General features: G+C 53.1%; 15 protein-coding genes. 4 read left to right on the top strand and 11 right to left on the bottom strand.

The annotated features are described in order from the left end of the window. Positions 1 to 395 precede the first annotated feature (395 nt). The gene (locus tag KQJ19_RS17805; RefSeq protein ID WP_016155360.1) at positions 396 to 677 is read left to right on the top strand and encodes a YjcB family protein; all 282 of its coding nucleotides are present in this window, start codon (positions 396 to 398) and stop codon (positions 675 to 677) included. Positions 678 to 743: 66 nt separating this feature from the next. Here KQJ19_RS17805 and ssb1 read toward each other — a convergent pair whose 3' ends face one another. Then, on the bottom strand, positions 744 to 1,268 hold the full coding sequence (gene ssb1, locus KQJ19_RS17800; RefSeq protein WP_003826621.1) for a single-stranded DNA-binding protein SSB1: 525 nt from the start codon (positions 1,266 to 1,268) through the stop codon (positions 744 to 746). Between the two features lie 252 nt (positions 1,269 to 1,520). On the opposite strand from ssb1, the gene uvrA reads away from it, so the two are divergent. Then, on the top strand, positions 1,521 to 4,343 hold the full coding sequence (uvrA, locus tag KQJ19_RS17795) for an excinuclease ABC subunit UvrA (protein WP_141876103.1): 2,823 nt from the start codon (positions 1,521 to 1,523) through the stop codon (positions 4,341 to 4,343). A gap of 94 nt (positions 4,344 to 4,437) precedes the next feature. Here the strand turns inward: uvrA and KQJ19_RS17790 are convergent, their stop codons facing one another. The 5 genes from KQJ19_RS17790 to dnaB form a co-directional block, all read right to left on the bottom strand. Continuing rightward, complete coding sequence (locus tag KQJ19_RS17790; protein WP_016155357.1) at positions 4,438 to 4,794, bottom strand: MmcQ/YjbR family DNA-binding protein; 357 nt, start codon at positions 4,792 to 4,794, stop codon at positions 4,438 to 4,440. 126 nt (positions 4,795 to 4,920) lie between these two features. After that, complete coding sequence (gene aphA / locus KQJ19_RS17785) at positions 4,921 to 5,634, bottom strand: acid phosphatase AphA (RefSeq protein ID WP_003826615.1); 714 nt, start codon at positions 5,632 to 5,634, stop codon at positions 4,921 to 4,923. 249 nt (positions 5,635 to 5,883) lie between these two features. Continuing rightward, entirely contained in the window at positions 5,884 to 7,077 is a 1,194-nt protein-coding gene (gene tyrB, locus KQJ19_RS17780; RefSeq protein WP_216403929.1) for an aromatic amino acid transaminase, read from the bottom strand. A gap of 129 nt (positions 7,078 to 7,206) precedes the next feature. Beyond that, positions 7,207 to 8,286, bottom strand: coding sequence for an alanine racemase (alr, locus tag KQJ19_RS17775; protein ID WP_016155354.1), 1,080 nt, complete (start codon positions 8,284 to 8,286; stop codon positions 7,207 to 7,209). A 47-nt stretch (positions 8,287 to 8,333) separates the two neighbouring features. Further along, the gene (dnaB, locus tag KQJ19_RS17770) at positions 8,334 to 9,749 is read right to left on the bottom strand and encodes a replicative DNA helicase (protein WP_003826610.1); all 1,416 of its coding nucleotides are present in this window, start codon (positions 9,747 to 9,749) and stop codon (positions 8,334 to 8,336) included. A 64-nt stretch (positions 9,750 to 9,813) separates the two neighbouring features. On the opposite strand from dnaB, the gene KQJ19_RS17765 reads away from it, so the two are divergent. Then, positions 9,814 to 10,797 (top strand): quinone oxidoreductase, encoded by a 984-nt coding sequence (locus KQJ19_RS17765; protein ID WP_016155445.1) that lies wholly within the window; start codon positions 9,814 to 9,816, stop codon positions 10,795 to 10,797. Positions 10,798 to 11,029: 232 nt separating this feature from the next. On the opposite strand, the gene pspG is transcribed toward KQJ19_RS17765, so the two are convergent. The 3 genes from pspG to KQJ19_RS17750 all read right to left on the bottom strand — a co-directional run bounded on the left by pspG (position 11,030) and on the right by KQJ19_RS17750 (position 13,000). Then, positions 11,030 to 11,272 (bottom strand): envelope stress response protein PspG, encoded by a 243-nt coding sequence (gene pspG, locus KQJ19_RS17760; RefSeq protein ID WP_016155352.1) that lies wholly within the window; start codon positions 11,270 to 11,272, stop codon positions 11,030 to 11,032. Between the two features lie 133 nt (positions 11,273 to 11,405). Beyond that, complete coding sequence (gene dusA, locus KQJ19_RS17755) at positions 11,406 to 12,404, bottom strand: tRNA dihydrouridine(20/20a) synthase DusA (RefSeq protein WP_016155444.1); 999 nt, start codon at positions 12,402 to 12,404, stop codon at positions 11,406 to 11,408. A 107-nt stretch (positions 12,405 to 12,511) separates the two neighbouring features. Continuing rightward, positions 12,512 to 13,000, bottom strand: coding sequence for a cupin domain-containing protein (locus KQJ19_RS17750; RefSeq protein ID WP_016155350.1), 489 nt, complete (start codon positions 12,998 to 13,000; stop codon positions 12,512 to 12,514). Between the two features lie 115 nt (positions 13,001 to 13,115). Here KQJ19_RS17750 and zur point away from each other — a divergent pair, with 115 nt between their 5' ends. Next, positions 13,116 to 13,634 carry a zinc uptake transcriptional repressor Zur gene (gene zur, locus KQJ19_RS17745; RefSeq protein ID WP_216403928.1) on the top strand — a complete coding sequence of 173 codons (519 nt, stop codon included), beginning with the start codon at positions 13,116 to 13,118 and terminating at the stop codon, positions 13,632 to 13,634. A gap of 48 nt (positions 13,635 to 13,682) precedes the next feature. On the opposite strand, the gene KQJ19_RS17740 is transcribed toward zur, so the two are convergent. Together KQJ19_RS17740 and dinF are read right to left on the bottom strand one after the other, a co-directional pair. Further along, complete coding sequence (locus KQJ19_RS17740; protein ID WP_019077869.1) at positions 13,683 to 13,892, bottom strand: CsbD family protein; 210 nt, start codon at positions 13,890 to 13,892, stop codon at positions 13,683 to 13,685. A gap of 135 nt (positions 13,893 to 14,027) precedes the next feature. Next, on the bottom strand, positions 14,028 to 14,866 hold an 839-nt coding region (gene dinF / locus KQJ19_RS17735; protein WP_216403927.1), incomplete at its 5' end, for an MATE family efflux transporter DinF.

Here is a 14,866-nt window from a genome sequence, read left to right as displayed (position 1 = left end):
AGGCAAACTTAAAGTTATGCTTATTTCATAACGTTATTATCCCCAAGGAGTAATTTTTTATAAGCACTATCCTGGCTTTATTTAAGAAATTCATTAGATTTTTTTAACGATTAATTTAGGATAAATAAAACAGGTAACGCAAATGCATCTTTAGAGTTGATTATTTAGTATCATTGCTTCCTTGAATATAACCACATATTTAACATGGTTATCATCCTGCAAAAAATACGTCCAACACTGGTGAACAAACGAGCATATGTGATATAGTTCACAAAAATCATGTAACAAAAACGATGTTTCATTCATGTTATTGCCCGTCGATAGCCAGAGTACTACACCCTCGGTGAACACCCCCGCGCTGTCCTGGGCATCCAGACTTTCTGAGGACGTTTTTCATGGCAACGATAACAACTGGCGTGGTTCTTCTGCGGTGGCAATTACTCAGTGCAGTGCTGATGTTTTTAGCCAGTACGCTTAATATCCGTTTTCGTAAATCAGATTATATTGGCCTGGCCGTCATTAGCAGCGGTTTAGGGCTGGTTTTTGCCTGCTGGTTTGCGACCGGATTACTCGGCATAACCCTGGTGGATATGTCCGCAATCTGGAAGAACATTGAAACCGTAATGGTTGAAGTGATGAGCCATACACCGCCAGACTGGCCGATGGTGTTGAACTGATAACAGAATTGCATATGGCTACCCCAGTCCTGAGGTAGCCATAATTTTCAGCGAAAAGCAGAAGGATTAGAACGGAATATCGTCGTCGAAATCCATCGGCGGCTCATTAGACGGCGCTGCCGGAGCCGACTGCTGCGGGCGAGACTGCGCGCCGCCGCTGAACTGATTGCCACCTTGCGGCTGCTGAGGCTGACCCCAACCACCCTGCTGCTGGCCGCCACCTGCCGGAGCACCACCACCCTGACGACCGCCCAGCATTTGCATGGTGCCGCCAACGTTAACCACAACTTCAGTGGTGTACTTTTCTACGCCGGATTGATCGGTCCATTTGCGGGTACGCAGCTGACCTTCGATATAGACCTGGGAACCTTTACGCAGATATTCGCTGGCAACTTCCGCCAGTTTGCCGAACAGCACCACACGGTGCCATTCAGTCTGCTCTTTCATTTCGCCGGTCGCTTTATCACGCCAGGATTCGGAAGTAGCCAGCGTAATGTTGGCAACTGCGCCACCATTCGGCATATAGCGTACTTCCGGGTCCTGGCCCAGATTACCGACGAGAATCACCTTGTTTACGCCTCTGCTGGCCATGATCGTGTCTCCTGAAAAACGTTACTGAATAAGTGTAAGCGCGGGATTGTAGCATTTCCAATAGCGCTTTTACTACGTTGCGAGATCGATTCCAGTAAACAACCCCAGACAGACATTGTTGCACAGGCATCTGCGTTTTGCATTCCAATACTGTATATCCATTCAGGTCAGGTTGTGTCATAATTAACCGTTTGTGATCGCCGGTAGCACCATGCAGCCAGGCAAAAAAAGCGTTTAATCCGGGAAAGATGAATGGATAAGATCGAAGTTCGGGGCGCCCGCACCCATAATCTCAAAAACATCAACCTCGTCATCCCGCGCGACAAGCTGATTGTCGTCACCGGGCTTTCGGGCTCAGGCAAATCTTCGCTCGCTTTCGACACCTTGTATGCCGAAGGGCAGCGTCGTTACGTTGAATCCCTTTCCGCGTACGCGCGTCAGTTTCTGTCGCTGATGGAAAAGCCGGATGTCGACCACATTGAGGGGCTGTCTCCCGCCATCTCAATTGAACAAAAATCGACATCCCACAACCCGCGATCCACGGTAGGTACGATTACCGAAATTCACGACTATCTGCGCCTGTTGTTTGCCCGCGTTGGCGAACCGCGCTGCCCGGATCACGACGTTCCCCTGGCGGCCCAGACCGTTAGCCAGATGGTGGACAACGTTCTGTCGCAGCCGGAAGGCAAACGTCTGATGCTGCTGGCGCCGGTGATTAAAGAGCGTAAAGGCGAGCATACTAAAACGCTGGAAAACCTGGCAGGCCAGGGCTATATCCGCGCCCGTATCGACGGTGAAGTGTGCGACCTTTCCGATCCGCCCAAGCTTGAACTGCAAAAGAAACACACTATTGAAGTGGTGATTGACCGCTTTAAAGTACGCGACGATCTCACCCAGCGACTGGCTGAATCCTTTGAAACCGCGCTGGAACTGTCCGGTGGTACGGCGGTGGTCGCCGATATGGACGATCCGAAAGCGGAAGAGTTGCTGTTCTCCGCCAACTTCGCCTGCCCGATCTGCGGCTACAGCATGCGCGAGCTGGAACCACGCCTGTTCTCGTTCAATAACCCAGCGGGCGCATGCCCGACCTGTGACGGTCTCGGCGTGCAGCAGTATTTCGATCCTGACCGGGTGATCCAAAATCCGGAACTGTCGCTGGCCGGTGGTGCTATCCGCGGCTGGGATCGCCGTAACTTCTATTACTTCCAGATGCTTAAGTCACTGGCGGAACACTATAAATTCGACGTCGAAGCCCCATGGGCCAGCCTGAACCCTGCCGTGCATAAAGTGGTGCTGTACGGTTCCGGCAAAGAGAATATCGAATTTAAATACATGAACGATCGCGGCGATACGTCCGTACGCCGCCATCCGTTCGAAGGCGTATTGCACAATATGGAGCGCCGTTATAAAGAGACGGAATCCAGCGCGGTACGTGAAGAATTAGCCAAGTTCATTAGCAACCGACCGTGCGCCAGCTGTGAGGGGACGCGTTTACGCCGGGAAGCCCGCCACGTATTTGTCGAAAATACGCCGCTGCCCGCGATTTCCGACATGAGCATCGGTCACGCCATGGATTTCTTCAACAACCTGAAGCTTGCGGGTCAGCGAGCGAAGATTGCAGAGAAAATTCTCAAAGAGATTGGCGATCGTCTGAAGTTCCTGGTCAACGTCGGCCTCAACTATCTGACGCTGTCGCGTTCAGCAGAAACGCTCTCCGGCGGCGAAGCCCAGCGTATTCGTCTGGCAAGCCAGATCGGCGCAGGTCTGGTCGGCGTAATGTATGTACTGGATGAACCGTCTATCGGTCTGCATCAGCGCGATAACGAGCGTCTGCTGGGTACGCTTATCCACCTGCGTAATCTGGGCAATACCGTCATTGTGGTTGAGCATGATGAAGACGCGATTCGCGCCGCTGACCACGTCATCGACATCGGCCCCGGCGCGGGCGTTCACGGCGGCCAGGTGGTCGCCGAAGGTACGCTAAAAGATATCATGGCCGTGCCTGAGTCGCTGACCGGCCAGTACATGAGCGGTAAGCGCAAGATTGAAGTGCCGAAACAGCGCGTGGCGGCAGACCCGGAAAAAGTGTTGAAGCTGACCGGCGCGCGCGGTAACAACCTGAAAGATGTCACCCTGACGCTGCCGGTTGGTTTATTTACCTGCATTACCGGTGTTTCCGGTTCGGGTAAATCGACGCTAATTAACGACACGCTGTTCCCGATTGCGCAGACGGCGCTGAACGGCGCCACGCTGGCTGAACCCGCGCCATATCGTGATGTTCAGGGTCTGGAACATTTCGACAAAGTGATCGACATTGACCAAAGCCCGATTGGCCGTACGCCGCGCTCTAACCCGGCAACCTACACCGGCGTGTTTACGCCAGTGCGCGAACTGTTTGCCGGTGTGCCGGAGTCACGTGCCCGCGGTTATACTCCGGGTCGTTTCAGCTTTAACGTCCGCGGCGGACGCTGTGAAGCCTGTCAGGGCGACGGCGTGATCAAAGTCGAAATGCACTTTCTGCCGGATATCTACGTGCCGTGCGATCAGTGTAAAGGCAAGCGCTATAACCGCGAAACTCTGGAGATTAAGTACAAGGGCAAGACTATCCACGAAGTGCTGGATATGACGATTGAAGAAGCGCGTGAGTTCTTCGATGCCGTTCCGGCGCTGGCGCGTAAGCTGCAAACGCTGATGGACGTGGGTCTGACGTACATTCGACTGGGTCAGTCCGCCACCACGCTCTCGGGCGGTGAAGCGCAGCGCGTGAAGCTGGCGCGTGAACTGTCCAAACGCGGTACCGGTCAAACGCTGTATATTCTCGACGAACCGACCACCGGTCTGCATTTTGCGGATATTCAGCAACTGCTGGACGTGCTGCATCAGCTCCGGGATCAGGGCAACACCATCGTAGTGATTGAGCACAATCTGGACGTGATAAAAACCGCTGACTGGATTGTCGATCTCGGTCCGGAAGGCGGCAGCGGCGGCGGGGAAATTCTGGTTTCAGGCACACCAGAAACAGTCGCTGATTGTGAAGCCTCACACACGGCCCGTTTCCTCAAACCACTGTTGTAATCATGCCGATGGCGCTACGCTTATCAGGCCTACAAAATATGCATAATTGCTTGTAGGCCTGATAAGGCGCTGGCGCCTCATTGCGGAAAACAGATCAGGACTGCGCCAGTATCCGGCGTTTATCTTCCGGCAGCGTGTTTACGGCCTGCTGATAAGAGGCGTCTACCAGGTAGTAGATTTGCGAATCCGGCAGCGAGCCGTCCAGATACACCGTACTCCAGTGCGCCTTATTTAGATGCCGGCTTGGCCGTACATCGCTATGCTGCTGACGTAACAACTCTGCCAGTTCCGGGCTGGTTTTCAGTGACACCGCCGGGCGTTCTTCCACCTCTTTTACCATGGCAAAAAGCACATCTTCGACTTTGATTTGTGTGGCCTTCCAGTCACTGTGTACGCTCTGCTCGGCGCCCATTTTTGCCATGCAGTATTGCAGCAACTCCGAATTCGTCATCTTAATTCCCCTTACCAGCATATTGCCTAATGAGAACATCTTTTATTCAGTGTGCAGCAAGTCCGCAAAAGGTAAAAGCAGGTAAAGCAAATTTGTTTAAAAAAACAACAACCGCAAGCAATGTCCTCAATATTCCGAGTTGACGATCACCTCTTCACCAAACGCGCCGGCCTGTGGCAACGGTTTATAAGTGGAGTTAGAAGCGCGTAAAATACGAATGCCACGAATACCCACGTCTCGGGCGGCGGTAATGTCATTATCAGAGTCGCCGTAGAACATACGGATATTTTTATCCTGCAGCCACTGCGTTTTCGTATTCTGGCCCGGCTTATCACCGGCAAAAATGACCGGGTTCATATTGCCGGCCGGGATGTGAAAGTTATCGGACAGCGTTTTCGACACCGTTTCGGTCTTCGTCTGGCTACGCCCGGTTACGAAAAAGATGCTGTCGCCGCGACGCACGTGCATATCAATCAACTGACGCGCCACTTCTTTCGGAATGCTGAATTCGTCCCAGCCATTGTTCATTTTTTCCCAGAAGGCCGGATTTTTCAGGTAATCCTCACTGTCCGGAGAATACGTTTTTTTTCCGCGCCAGAAGCCTGGGCTGGAAAAGAGGACGGTGTCATCGATATCAAACCCGACGGCCATCGGCGGGCGTCCGGTCAGGCTGTTTTCAATTTGTGCCACGGAGACCCAGTGAATGGGTGCCTGCTCAGCGAGTTTTGCAACGTTGGTGCCTGGATTAAGCTGAGAGGGAGAGGAAACTAACGCCTGGGCCGGCTGATTTAGCGTGAACAATAAACAAACGGCACTCAGTGCCAACGTAAACTTGCGCATATTTTTCCCTAAGTAGTCAGTTAGTTATCATTTTTTTATTAACAACTGGTCAAAAAACTATCTGACCTTACCCCTTAGGGGGAGGGAAAGGAAGGATTTTCTCTGGTTTTGTCCTGGAAAAAGAGCATGATCACATTGGAAAACAGACCAATAGCACGGTGAAAGAAAGTAGGCCGGATAAGATGATTACACCTCTATCCGGCAATACAATGCCTGATGGCGCGACGCTTATCAGGCCTAAAAACCCGGTTACATGACGGAGGCAAATGCCTTCGCCACCCGCTGCACGTTACCGTGATTCAACCCGGCCACGCACATACGACCGCTGGCTATCAGGTACACACCGAACTCATCGCGCAGGCGATCGACCTGAGCAGCGCTGAGTCCGGTATAGCTGAACATCCCGCGCTGTTGCAGCAGGTAATCAAAGTTACGACCAGGGATCTCCGCATTCAATACGTTAACCAGCGCCTGGCGCATCGCCAGAATACGGGTACGCATCTCTTCGACTTCCGCCAGCCAGCTGGCTTTCAGCGCGTCATCACCCAACACTGCGGCCACGACCTGCGCACCAAAGTTTGGCGGGCTGGAATAGTTACGACGCACCGTCGCTTTTAGCTGCCCCAGAACGCGGCTGGCGGCATCAGCGTCTTCACAGACTACTGAAAGTCCGCCGACACGCTCGCCGTACAAAGAGAAAATCTTCGAGAATGAGTTGCTGACCAGTGCAGGCAATCCGGCGCTGGCAATGGCGCGGATCGCATAGGCATCGTCTTCCATTCCACCGCCGAAACCCTGGTAAGCAATATCCAGGAACGGGATCAGATCGCGAGCTTTCAGGATCTCAATGACACCATCCCACTGCGCGGGGGTCAAATCCGCACCCGTCGGGTTATGGCAGCATGGATGCAGCAGTACGATGCTGCGCGCCGGTAAGGTGTTCAGCGTGGCCAGCAGGTCGTTGACACGCACGCCATTGGTGGTGTTGTCATACCAGGGGTAAGTACTTACTTCGAACCCAGCACCTTCAAAAATCGCGATGTGGTTTTCCCAGGTCGGATCGCTGACCCACACGCCAGAATCAGGGAAATAGCGTTTCAGGAAGTCTGCGCCAACCTTTAGCGCACCGGAGCCGCCCAGCGTCTGAATCGTTGCGACGCGCTGCTGCTGGAGAACCGGATGCTCTGCGCCAAACAGCAGCGGCGCAATAGTATGGCGATAAGTGTTCAGGCCTTCCATCGGCAGATACAGCGAAGCGCCATGCGGTTTGGCATTCAGTCGGGCTTCCGCTTCTGCCACCGCTTTAAGCTGAGGAATAATGCCGTCTTCGTTGTAGTACAGACCGATGCTGAGGTTCACTTTGTCGCTACGTGAATCTTCTTTGAAACGCTCCATGAGCGATAAAATCGGGTCGCCGGCGTAGGCGTCAACTTTTTGAAACACGTGTGGTTCTCCAGGTTTACAGGCAGGGGTTAAGAACACAATAAACCGGAAGCGGGAGAAGATCGAGAGGATGTTGAGAGGAATATTGCCGGATGGCGGCGCAACCGCCTTATCCGGCACATCATGAACTTAATCGATATACTTCATTGCCACCCTTGAGGTCAGGCGCGTGATAAGTTCGTAAGCACTTACTTTCGTCATTTCAGCAATGCGTTCAACGGGCAGGCCTTCACCCCACAGGATAACCGAATCGCCGGCTTTATCCTGCGCCTCGGGACCTAAATCGACGCAAATCATATCCATCGCGACGCGACCGACGATCGGCACTTCACGGCCATTGACCAGTACCGGTGTCCCAGACGGCGCTGCGCGCGGATAACCATCGCCATAGCCCATCGCCACCACGCCCAGACGCGTGTCGCGCTCGCTCAGCCAGGTTCCACCATAGCCAACCGGCTCGCCCGCTTTGTGTTCACGCACCGCAATCAGGCTGGAAGTGAGCGACATCACCGGCTGGCAGCCAAAATCGGCACCGATAGAGTGGTTTTCCAACGGCGATACGCCATACAGAATCAGCCCCGGACGCGCCCAGTCGAAGTGAGACTGCGGCCACAGCAGAATACCTCCCGACGCGGCGATCGAACGCTGACCCGGTTTACCTGCGCAAAAGCTATTGAAGATATCGAGCTGCTTTTCGGTCGCGCCGCACTCAGGCTCGTCCGCGCGCGCAAAGTGGCTGACGATATTGACCGGCTGGCGCACGTTTTCACATTGCGTCAAGCGCTGATAAAACGCCTCGGCCTGCTCCGGACGCACGCCCAGACGGTGCATTCCCGTGTCGAGCTTCATCCAGACGGTGACCGGTTCAGCCAGTACTGCGGCTTCCAGAGCTTCAAGCTGCTCCTGGTTATGGACGGCAGTATGCAGACGCTGCGCGGAGATAGTCGGCAGATCGGAAGCATCAAAAAATCCTTCCAGCAGCAGGATGGGCTGCGTGATCCCTCCCGCTCGCAACCGCAGGGCTTCTTCAAGACGAGCGACACCAAAAGCGTCCGCATCGGGGAGCGTTCGCGCGGTCTCTAACAGACCATGGCCGTAAGCGTTCGCTTTCACGACCGCAACCAGTTTACTGGCTGGAGCCAGTTCACGCAGACGTTGCAGGTTGTGTCGCAGAGCGCGGCGGTTAATGACTACAGTTGCCGCTTGCATTTGTATTCCTTGATAAGTATTTGCTTGAGTAACCTGATTCAGTGTTGTTATTCGTCGTCGTACTGCGGGCCAGCATAGTTATCGAAGCGCGACCACTGACCGTTAAACGTCAGGCGCACCGTACCGATCGGGCCGTTACGCTGTTTACCGATAATGATCTCGGCGATGCCTTTCAAGTCGCTGTTTTCGTGATAAACCTCATCACGATAGATAAACATGATTAAGTCGGCATCCTGCTCGATGGAGCCGGACTCACGCAGATCCGAGTTGACCGGACGCTTATCGGCGCGTTGTTCCAGAGAGCGGTTAAGCTGCGACAGCGCCACCACCGGCACATGCAGTTCTTTCGCTAACGCTTTCAGCGAGCGGGAAATTTCAGCAATTTCCAGCGTACGGTTGTCGGAGAGCGACGGCACGCGCATCAGCTGCAGGTAGTCGATCATGATAAGTCCGATACCACCGTGTTCGCGGGCGATACGACGGGCACGCGAGCGCACTTCCGTTGGCGTCAGGCCGGAGGAGTCATCAATATAGATGTTTCGTTTCTCCAGCAAAATACCCATTGTTCCGGAAATTCGCGCCCAGTCTTCATCATCCAGTTGACCGGTACGGATTTTGGTTTGGTCTACACGTGAGAGTGAGGCCAGGGAACGCATCATGATCTGTTCTGAGGGCATTTCAAGACTAAAGATAAGAACCGGCTTATCTTGCAGCATCGCCGCATTTTCGACGAGGTTCATTGCAAATGTCGTTTTACCCATCGACGGACGCGCGGCGACGATAATTAAGTCTGACGGCTGTAAACCAGCAGTCTTTTTATTGAGGTCGTCATAACCGGTATTGACCCCGGTGACACCATCGTGTGGCTGCTGGAACAGCTGTTCGATACGCGCGACGGTAGCGTCGAGCACATCGGTAATATTTTTCGGACCTTCGTCTTTATTGGCGCGACTTTCAGCAATTTTAAAGACGCGGGATTCCGCGAGGTCCAGCAGATCTTCACTGGAACGGCCTTGCGGATCAAACCCGGCTTCCGCGATCTCGTTCGCCACCGAAATCATGTCACGAACAACGGCACGTTCGCGGACAATATCCGCATAGGCACTAATGTTCGCTGCACTTGGCGTATTTTTAGATAACTCAGCCAGGTAAGCAAAACCGCCGACGCTGTCCAGTTGCCCCTGAACTTCCAGCGATTCTGCAAGCGTGATCAGATCGATGGGTTTTCCCATCTCCTGCAGGCGATGCATTTCGGTGAAGATGTGCCGGTGCGGTCGGGTATAAAAATCTTCCGCCACCACACGCTCAGCCACATCGTCCCAGCGCTCGTTATCCAGCATTAAACCGCCCAACACCGACTGTTCCGCTTCAATCGAGTGCGGCGGTACTTTCAGCCCGGCGACCTGGGGATCGCGCTCACGAGCATCAGTCTGTTGTTTGTTGAAGGGTTTATTTCCTGCCATAGTGAATGGAGTTACCGAGATAATGATTGGGTCGAAAGATTACCACATTTCTTTTGGAGGAAGCATGGCAACACGTATTGAATTTCACAAGCATGGTGGCCCTGATGTACTCAAGGCTGTGGAGTTTACGCCTGTAGACCCGGCGGAAAATGAAATCCAGGTCGAGAACAAAGCGATTGGGATCAACTATATCGACACCTATATCCGCAGTGGTCTTTATCCACCGCCTTCTCTGCCCAGCGGTCTGGGTACCGAAGCCGCAGGCGTGGTCAGTAAAGTCGGTAGCAAAGTGACGCACATTAAAGCCGGCGATCGCGTGGTTTACGCTCAGTCTCCCCTGGGCGCCTACAGCTCAGTGCATAACGTCCCGGCTGATAAAACCGCTATTTTGCCCAACGCTATCTCGTTTGAACAAGCTGCAGCCTCATTTCTTAAAGGGCTCACCGTTTTTTATCTGTTGCGTAAGACCTATGAAATTCAGCCCGATGAACCATTTTTGTTCCATGCGGCAGCAGGCGGCGTCGGTATGATTGCCTGCCAGTGGGCAAAAGCATTGGGTGCGAAGCTGATTGGCACCGTCGGTAATGCGCAAAAAGCGCAAATTGCGCTGCAGGCCGGCGCATGGCAGGTCATTAACTATCGTGAAGAGAGCATTGTAGAACGTGTAAAAGAGATCACTGGCGGTAAAAAAGTGCGGGTGGTGTATGACTCGGTGGGGAAAGATACCTGGGAAGCCTCACTGGATTGCCTGCAGCGCCGGGGGCTCATGGTCAGCTTTGGTAATGCTTCCGGACCGGTGACTGGCGTTAACTTAGGCATTCTGAATCAGAAAGGTTCGCTGTACGTGACTCGCCCTTCACTCCAGGGTTACATCACCAACCACCATGAATTAACCGAAGCCAGCAATGAGCTTTTCTCACTGATTGCCAGCGGAGTGATCAAAGTGGATGTCGCACCGGGCCAGACGTTCGCACTGCACGACGCGCAGCGTGCTCATGAAGTGCTGGAAAGCCGGGCCACACAGGGGTCGAGTTTGCTGATCCCGTAACGCCCTCATTTCCGCTAAATAATTCAAGCCGCCAACAAACCTGCGGTTTGAATTATGAAGGGGGAAGAAAGAATTAGGGCTTCCCGTAGGAAGCCCTTTCTTTTTTTAGTTCGGCTGTATGTAGGGTACAGCTCGATGAATTCGTTAACCTGGCAATAGTGACAGATTTGATAATCAATTCCTATTTGCTTCTAAAGGCAATGTTGCAGGTTGTGACACACCGCTCAATACCTTAGTAAAATCGGCGGTTATTGCGCTGATACTGTGGGACTTTTGGCGCTTTTATCGCCTTGATAACCCACACCACGGCAACGGCCAATAACAGCCAGGGCAACAGTTTAATCATCAACGCAAATAGTCCGCCCAAAAACATCACCACAGTGGCTACCACCAATGCGGCCAGCACTCCCAGCAAAGATACGCCGGTGACCATCAGCATGATAAAAAATCCAATCACAAAAAGTAGTTCCAGCATGGCTCTCTCCCGAAATGAAATACTCTCCACAGCTTTACAAGAAACATGCCAAAATTAATATATTGATTTATATAGCAAACGCCCCGCGACGAAGCGCAGGGCGTGGTGAAATTCACTAACTTTTGGCGAAAACTTAACGTTTGTCTGCCACCAGCTTCAGCGCATGTTCCAGAACCTCAATATCTGCCCCGGCTTTATGCGCATTTTCGCTTAGATAGCGACGCCACTGCCGTGCCCCTGGAATCCCCTGAAACAGTCCCAGCATATGGCGTGTGACATGCCCCAAATAGGTTCCTTTACTCAGTTCACGCTCAATATACGGATACATCGCACGCACTACGGCGACCGGATCGGCATCTTCGCTAGTGACAGCAAAAATCTCGCGGTCAACGGACGCCAGAATGCCTGGGTTTTGATAAGCTTCGCGCCCCACCATCACGCCATCCATATGTTGCAGATGGATTTTCGCTTCTTCCAGCGATTTTATGCCACCGTTGATCGACATTGTCAGATGCGGAAAATCGCGCTTTAGCTGATAAACACGGTCATAATCCAGCGGTGGGATTTCGCGGTTTTCTTTCGGGCTTAGCCCAGACAGCCAGGCCTTGCGGGCGTGGATGATAAACATCTCACATTCACCGTTACCGGAGACCGTGTTGATGAAATCGCACAGGAATTCGTAGCTGTCCTGGTCATCAATACCGATACGGGTTTTCACCGTTACCGGAATCGATACCACATCGCGCATCGCTTTGACGCAATCAGCGACCAGTTGCGCATTTCCCATCAGACAGGCACCAAACATTCCATTCTGTACACGATCGGAAGGGCAACCCACGTTGAGGTTAATTTCGTCATAGCCCCGTTGTTCAGCAAGCTTTGCGCACTGCGCCAGCGCAGCCGGATCGCTCCCGCCCAGTTGCAAAGCGACCGGATGTTCTTCTTCGCTATACGCCAGATAATCGCCTTTACCATGAATGATCGCGCCGGTGGTTACCATCTCCGTGTAGAGCAGCGTCTGGCTGGACAGTAAGCGCAAAAAGTAGCGGCAATGTCTGTCCGTCCAGTCGAGCATCGGCGCGATAGAAAAACGATGAGCGGGAAAAGCGGTAGACTGAGATTCAGGCAGCATGGCGAATATTCAAGCATCCGGTTAAAAAAGGGGCGCTACTATAGCATAGACCGTTACGATAGTGAGCCACATCCGCGAGGTTCCCCCTCCCTGCTCCCCGACAAGCGCTATTTACGCCCCGGTTTTCCGTCGTGAGATCCAAAAAACTGCGGCGGATGGTCGACCCAACGGTCCTCACGCGTGGCGGCATAAACCGGATTAAGCGGATAATAAATACGATTGTATTTTTTGTTCGCCTCACCCACGACCAGCAGACGTACCTCTTCACTGGTGTTATTGATAAAGGTGTGACACACGCCGGTGCCCGCCGGGAAACCGACGCTGTCGCCCGGCTCCAGCTTCCATAAATAACCGTTAATCCAGGCTTCAGGATATCCCTCCAGCACATAGATAAACTCTTCCTCATCACTTTCAGCGTGCGGATACGAGGTGCGTCGGCCCGGCGGCAGGCGCTCATGATGAATGCCGAGTCGCCCTAACCCCAGCTTGCGGGCAAGCGGCGCACCTATGGAAAACAGCTCATCGCTGTCGGGATAGGTGGAGTCATCAGCCCCCTCAACTTCACGCCAGTGACGAATACAATCGGGTCTTTTCATGATTATTTTCCAGTATTGCGATGGGTCAGGTATAGCACACCGCGGTGGATCTCGGTGTTTTAAACAGAACATGTTAAAGTAAGGGATTAACCTTGCACGCAAATCGAGGCGCCAAATGGACAAAACCACCACGCAGGAGTTATTGGCTCAAGCTGAAAAACTCTGTGCGCAACGCAACGTACGGCTTACGCCACAACGCCTCGAAGTGCTGCGCCTGATGAGCCTGCAGGAAGGCGCAATCAGCGCTTACGACCTACTTGACCTGTTGCGGGAAACCGAGCCGCAGGCCAAGCCGCCGACCGTGTATCGTGCGCTCGATTTTCTGCTGGAACAAGGGTTTGTGCACAAGGTGGAATCCACCAACAGCTATGTGCTTTGCCATCTATTCGATCAGCCAACTCACAGTTCCGCAATGTTCATTTGCGACCGCTGTGGTGTGGTAAAAGAAGAGTGCGCAGAAGGCGTGGAAGACATCATGCATACGCTGGCAGCAAAAATGGGTTTTGCCCTGCGACATAACGTTATTGAAGCCCATGGACTGTGCCCGGCCTGTGTGGAGGTTGAGTCATGTCGTCACCCTAGCGAATGCCAGCATGACCATACGATTCAGGTGAAGAAGAAAGTTGGGCGTTAAGCGGGTGGGAGAGCGTACATCCTTGTACTCTCAGGAGGGAAGGGTTAATTACCAGCGGTAATCATTACGTTTTTCCCAATCGGTCACTTCTTTCTCCGCCTGATCTTTCGCGTAACCGTAACGCTCCTGGACTTTACCGACCAGTTGGTCACGTTTACCTTCAATGACCGTCATATCATCATCGGTCAGTTTGCCCCATTGCTCTTTCACTTTACCTTTAAACTGCTTCCAGTTACCGCCGACTTCGTCTTTATTCATCATCAAGTCCTCATCGTTAGGTTGTGAATAGCGAGAGTGCCATGTCCAGACACATGCTGTTTTTGCTGGACGTGAGAATAAGTGTAGTCAGGGATTCTGGGTTTTATTTATTATTCGGAATTTTTAACCATCCGCTCAGGCAAACCAGGTTCCATTACGCCAGTGACGCCGCCAGATAAAGGCCAGGGAAAGCCCACGCAGCGCGAGAAAAACGGTTAACGCCAGCCACAAACCATGATTTCCCAGCAACGGTAAAGCCAGTAGCGTTAATGCGAACCCTGCTGCGGCAACGGCCATACTGTTGCGCATTTCTGCAGCCCGTGTCGCGCCAATAAACATACCGTCGAGCAGATAACACCACACCCCCACCAGCGGCAAAACCACCTGCCAGAAAAGATAGCGATCGGCCAACTGTTGGATTTGCGGCAGCGAGGTCAGCAGCGCAACAATCTGCTCGCCAAACAGGGCATAAACCAGCGAAAACAGAATAGCCACAATACCGGACTGTCGACAGGCCGCCCGCCAGACATCAAGCAACTGGCTGCCATCCCTCGCCCCATAGGCCTGACCCGAATGCGCTTCCACAGCATAGGCAAATCCATCCAGCGCGTAGGCGGTAAACGTCAGCAGAGTCATCAGAACGGCGTTAACCGCGATGATATCGCCTCCCAAACGCGCGCCCAGAACCGTAATGGCCCCAAAGCAGAGCTGTAGCAGCAGAGAACGCAGCATGATGTCGCGGTTGAGCGCCAGCAAACGACGGAAGTTGCCACGCCACGCCAGCTTCAACATTGCCAGCGAAATTCCACGCATATGCAGGACTTTGCGTACCATCATCAGGCCAATCAGCAGCGTGGCATATTCGGCAATCACCGTCGCCAACGCCGCCCCCTGCACGTTCATATGCAGGCCCATTACCAGCCATAAATCGAGCACAATGTTGAGAATATTTCCGACAATCAACAGGATAACTG

Source organism: Citrobacter sp. S46_ASV_140 (assembly GCF_018919545.1).
In the GTDB taxonomy this organism is placed as follows: domain Bacteria; phylum Pseudomonadota; class Gammaproteobacteria; order Enterobacterales; family Enterobacteriaceae; genus Citrobacter; species Citrobacter braakii.
Note: the sequence above shows the minus strand (reverse complement) of the source record. Positions and strands in the feature narration are given on the sequence as shown.

Bases quoted from the DNA above. Each gene is read 5' to 3' on its own strand.
- KQJ19_RS17740 (WP_019077869.1), bottom strand. From the start codon at position 13,892: ATGAATAAAGACGAAGTCGGCGGTAACTGGAAGCAGTTTAAAGGTAAA.
- zur (WP_216403928.1), top strand. From the start codon at position 13,116: ATGGACAAAACCACCACGCAGGAGTTATTGGCTCAAGCTGAAAAACTC.
- KQJ19_RS17790 (WP_016155357.1), bottom strand. From the start codon at position 4,794: ATGACGAATTCGGAGTTGCTGCAATACTGCATGGCAAAAATGGGCGCC.
- KQJ19_RS17805 (WP_016155360.1), top strand. From the start codon at position 396: ATGGCAACGATAACAACTGGCGTGGTTCTTCTGCGGTGGCAATTACTC.
- alr (WP_016155354.1), bottom strand. From the start codon at position 8,286: ATGCAAGCGGCAACTGTAGTCATTAACCGCCGCGCTCTGCGACACAAC.
- aphA (WP_003826615.1), bottom strand. From the start codon at position 5,634: ATGCGCAAGTTTACGTTGGCACTGAGTGCCGTTTGTTTATTGTTCACG.
- KQJ19_RS17765 (WP_016155445.1), top strand. From the start codon at position 9,814: ATGGCAACACGTATTGAATTTCACAAGCATGGTGGCCCTGATGTACTC.
- pspG (WP_016155352.1), bottom strand. From the start codon at position 11,272: ATGCTGGAACTACTTTTTGTGATTGGATTTTTTATCATGCTGATGGTC.
- dusA (WP_016155444.1), bottom strand. From the start codon at position 12,404: ATGCTGCCTGAATCTCAGTCTACCGCTTTTCCCGCTCATCGTTTTTCT.
- dnaB (WP_003826610.1), bottom strand. From the start codon at position 9,749: ATGGCAGGAAATAAACCCTTCAACAAACAACAGACTGATGCTCGTGAG.
- uvrA (WP_141876103.1), top strand. From the start codon at position 1,521: ATGGATAAGATCGAAGTTCGGGGCGCCCGCACCCATAATCTCAAAAAC.
- KQJ19_RS17750 (WP_016155350.1), bottom strand. From the start codon at position 13,000: ATGAAAAGACCCGATTGTATTCGTCACTGGCGTGAAGTTGAGGGGGCT.
- ssb1 (WP_003826621.1), bottom strand. From the start codon at position 1,268: ATGGCCAGCAGAGGCGTAAACAAGGTGATTCTCGTCGGTAATCTGGGC.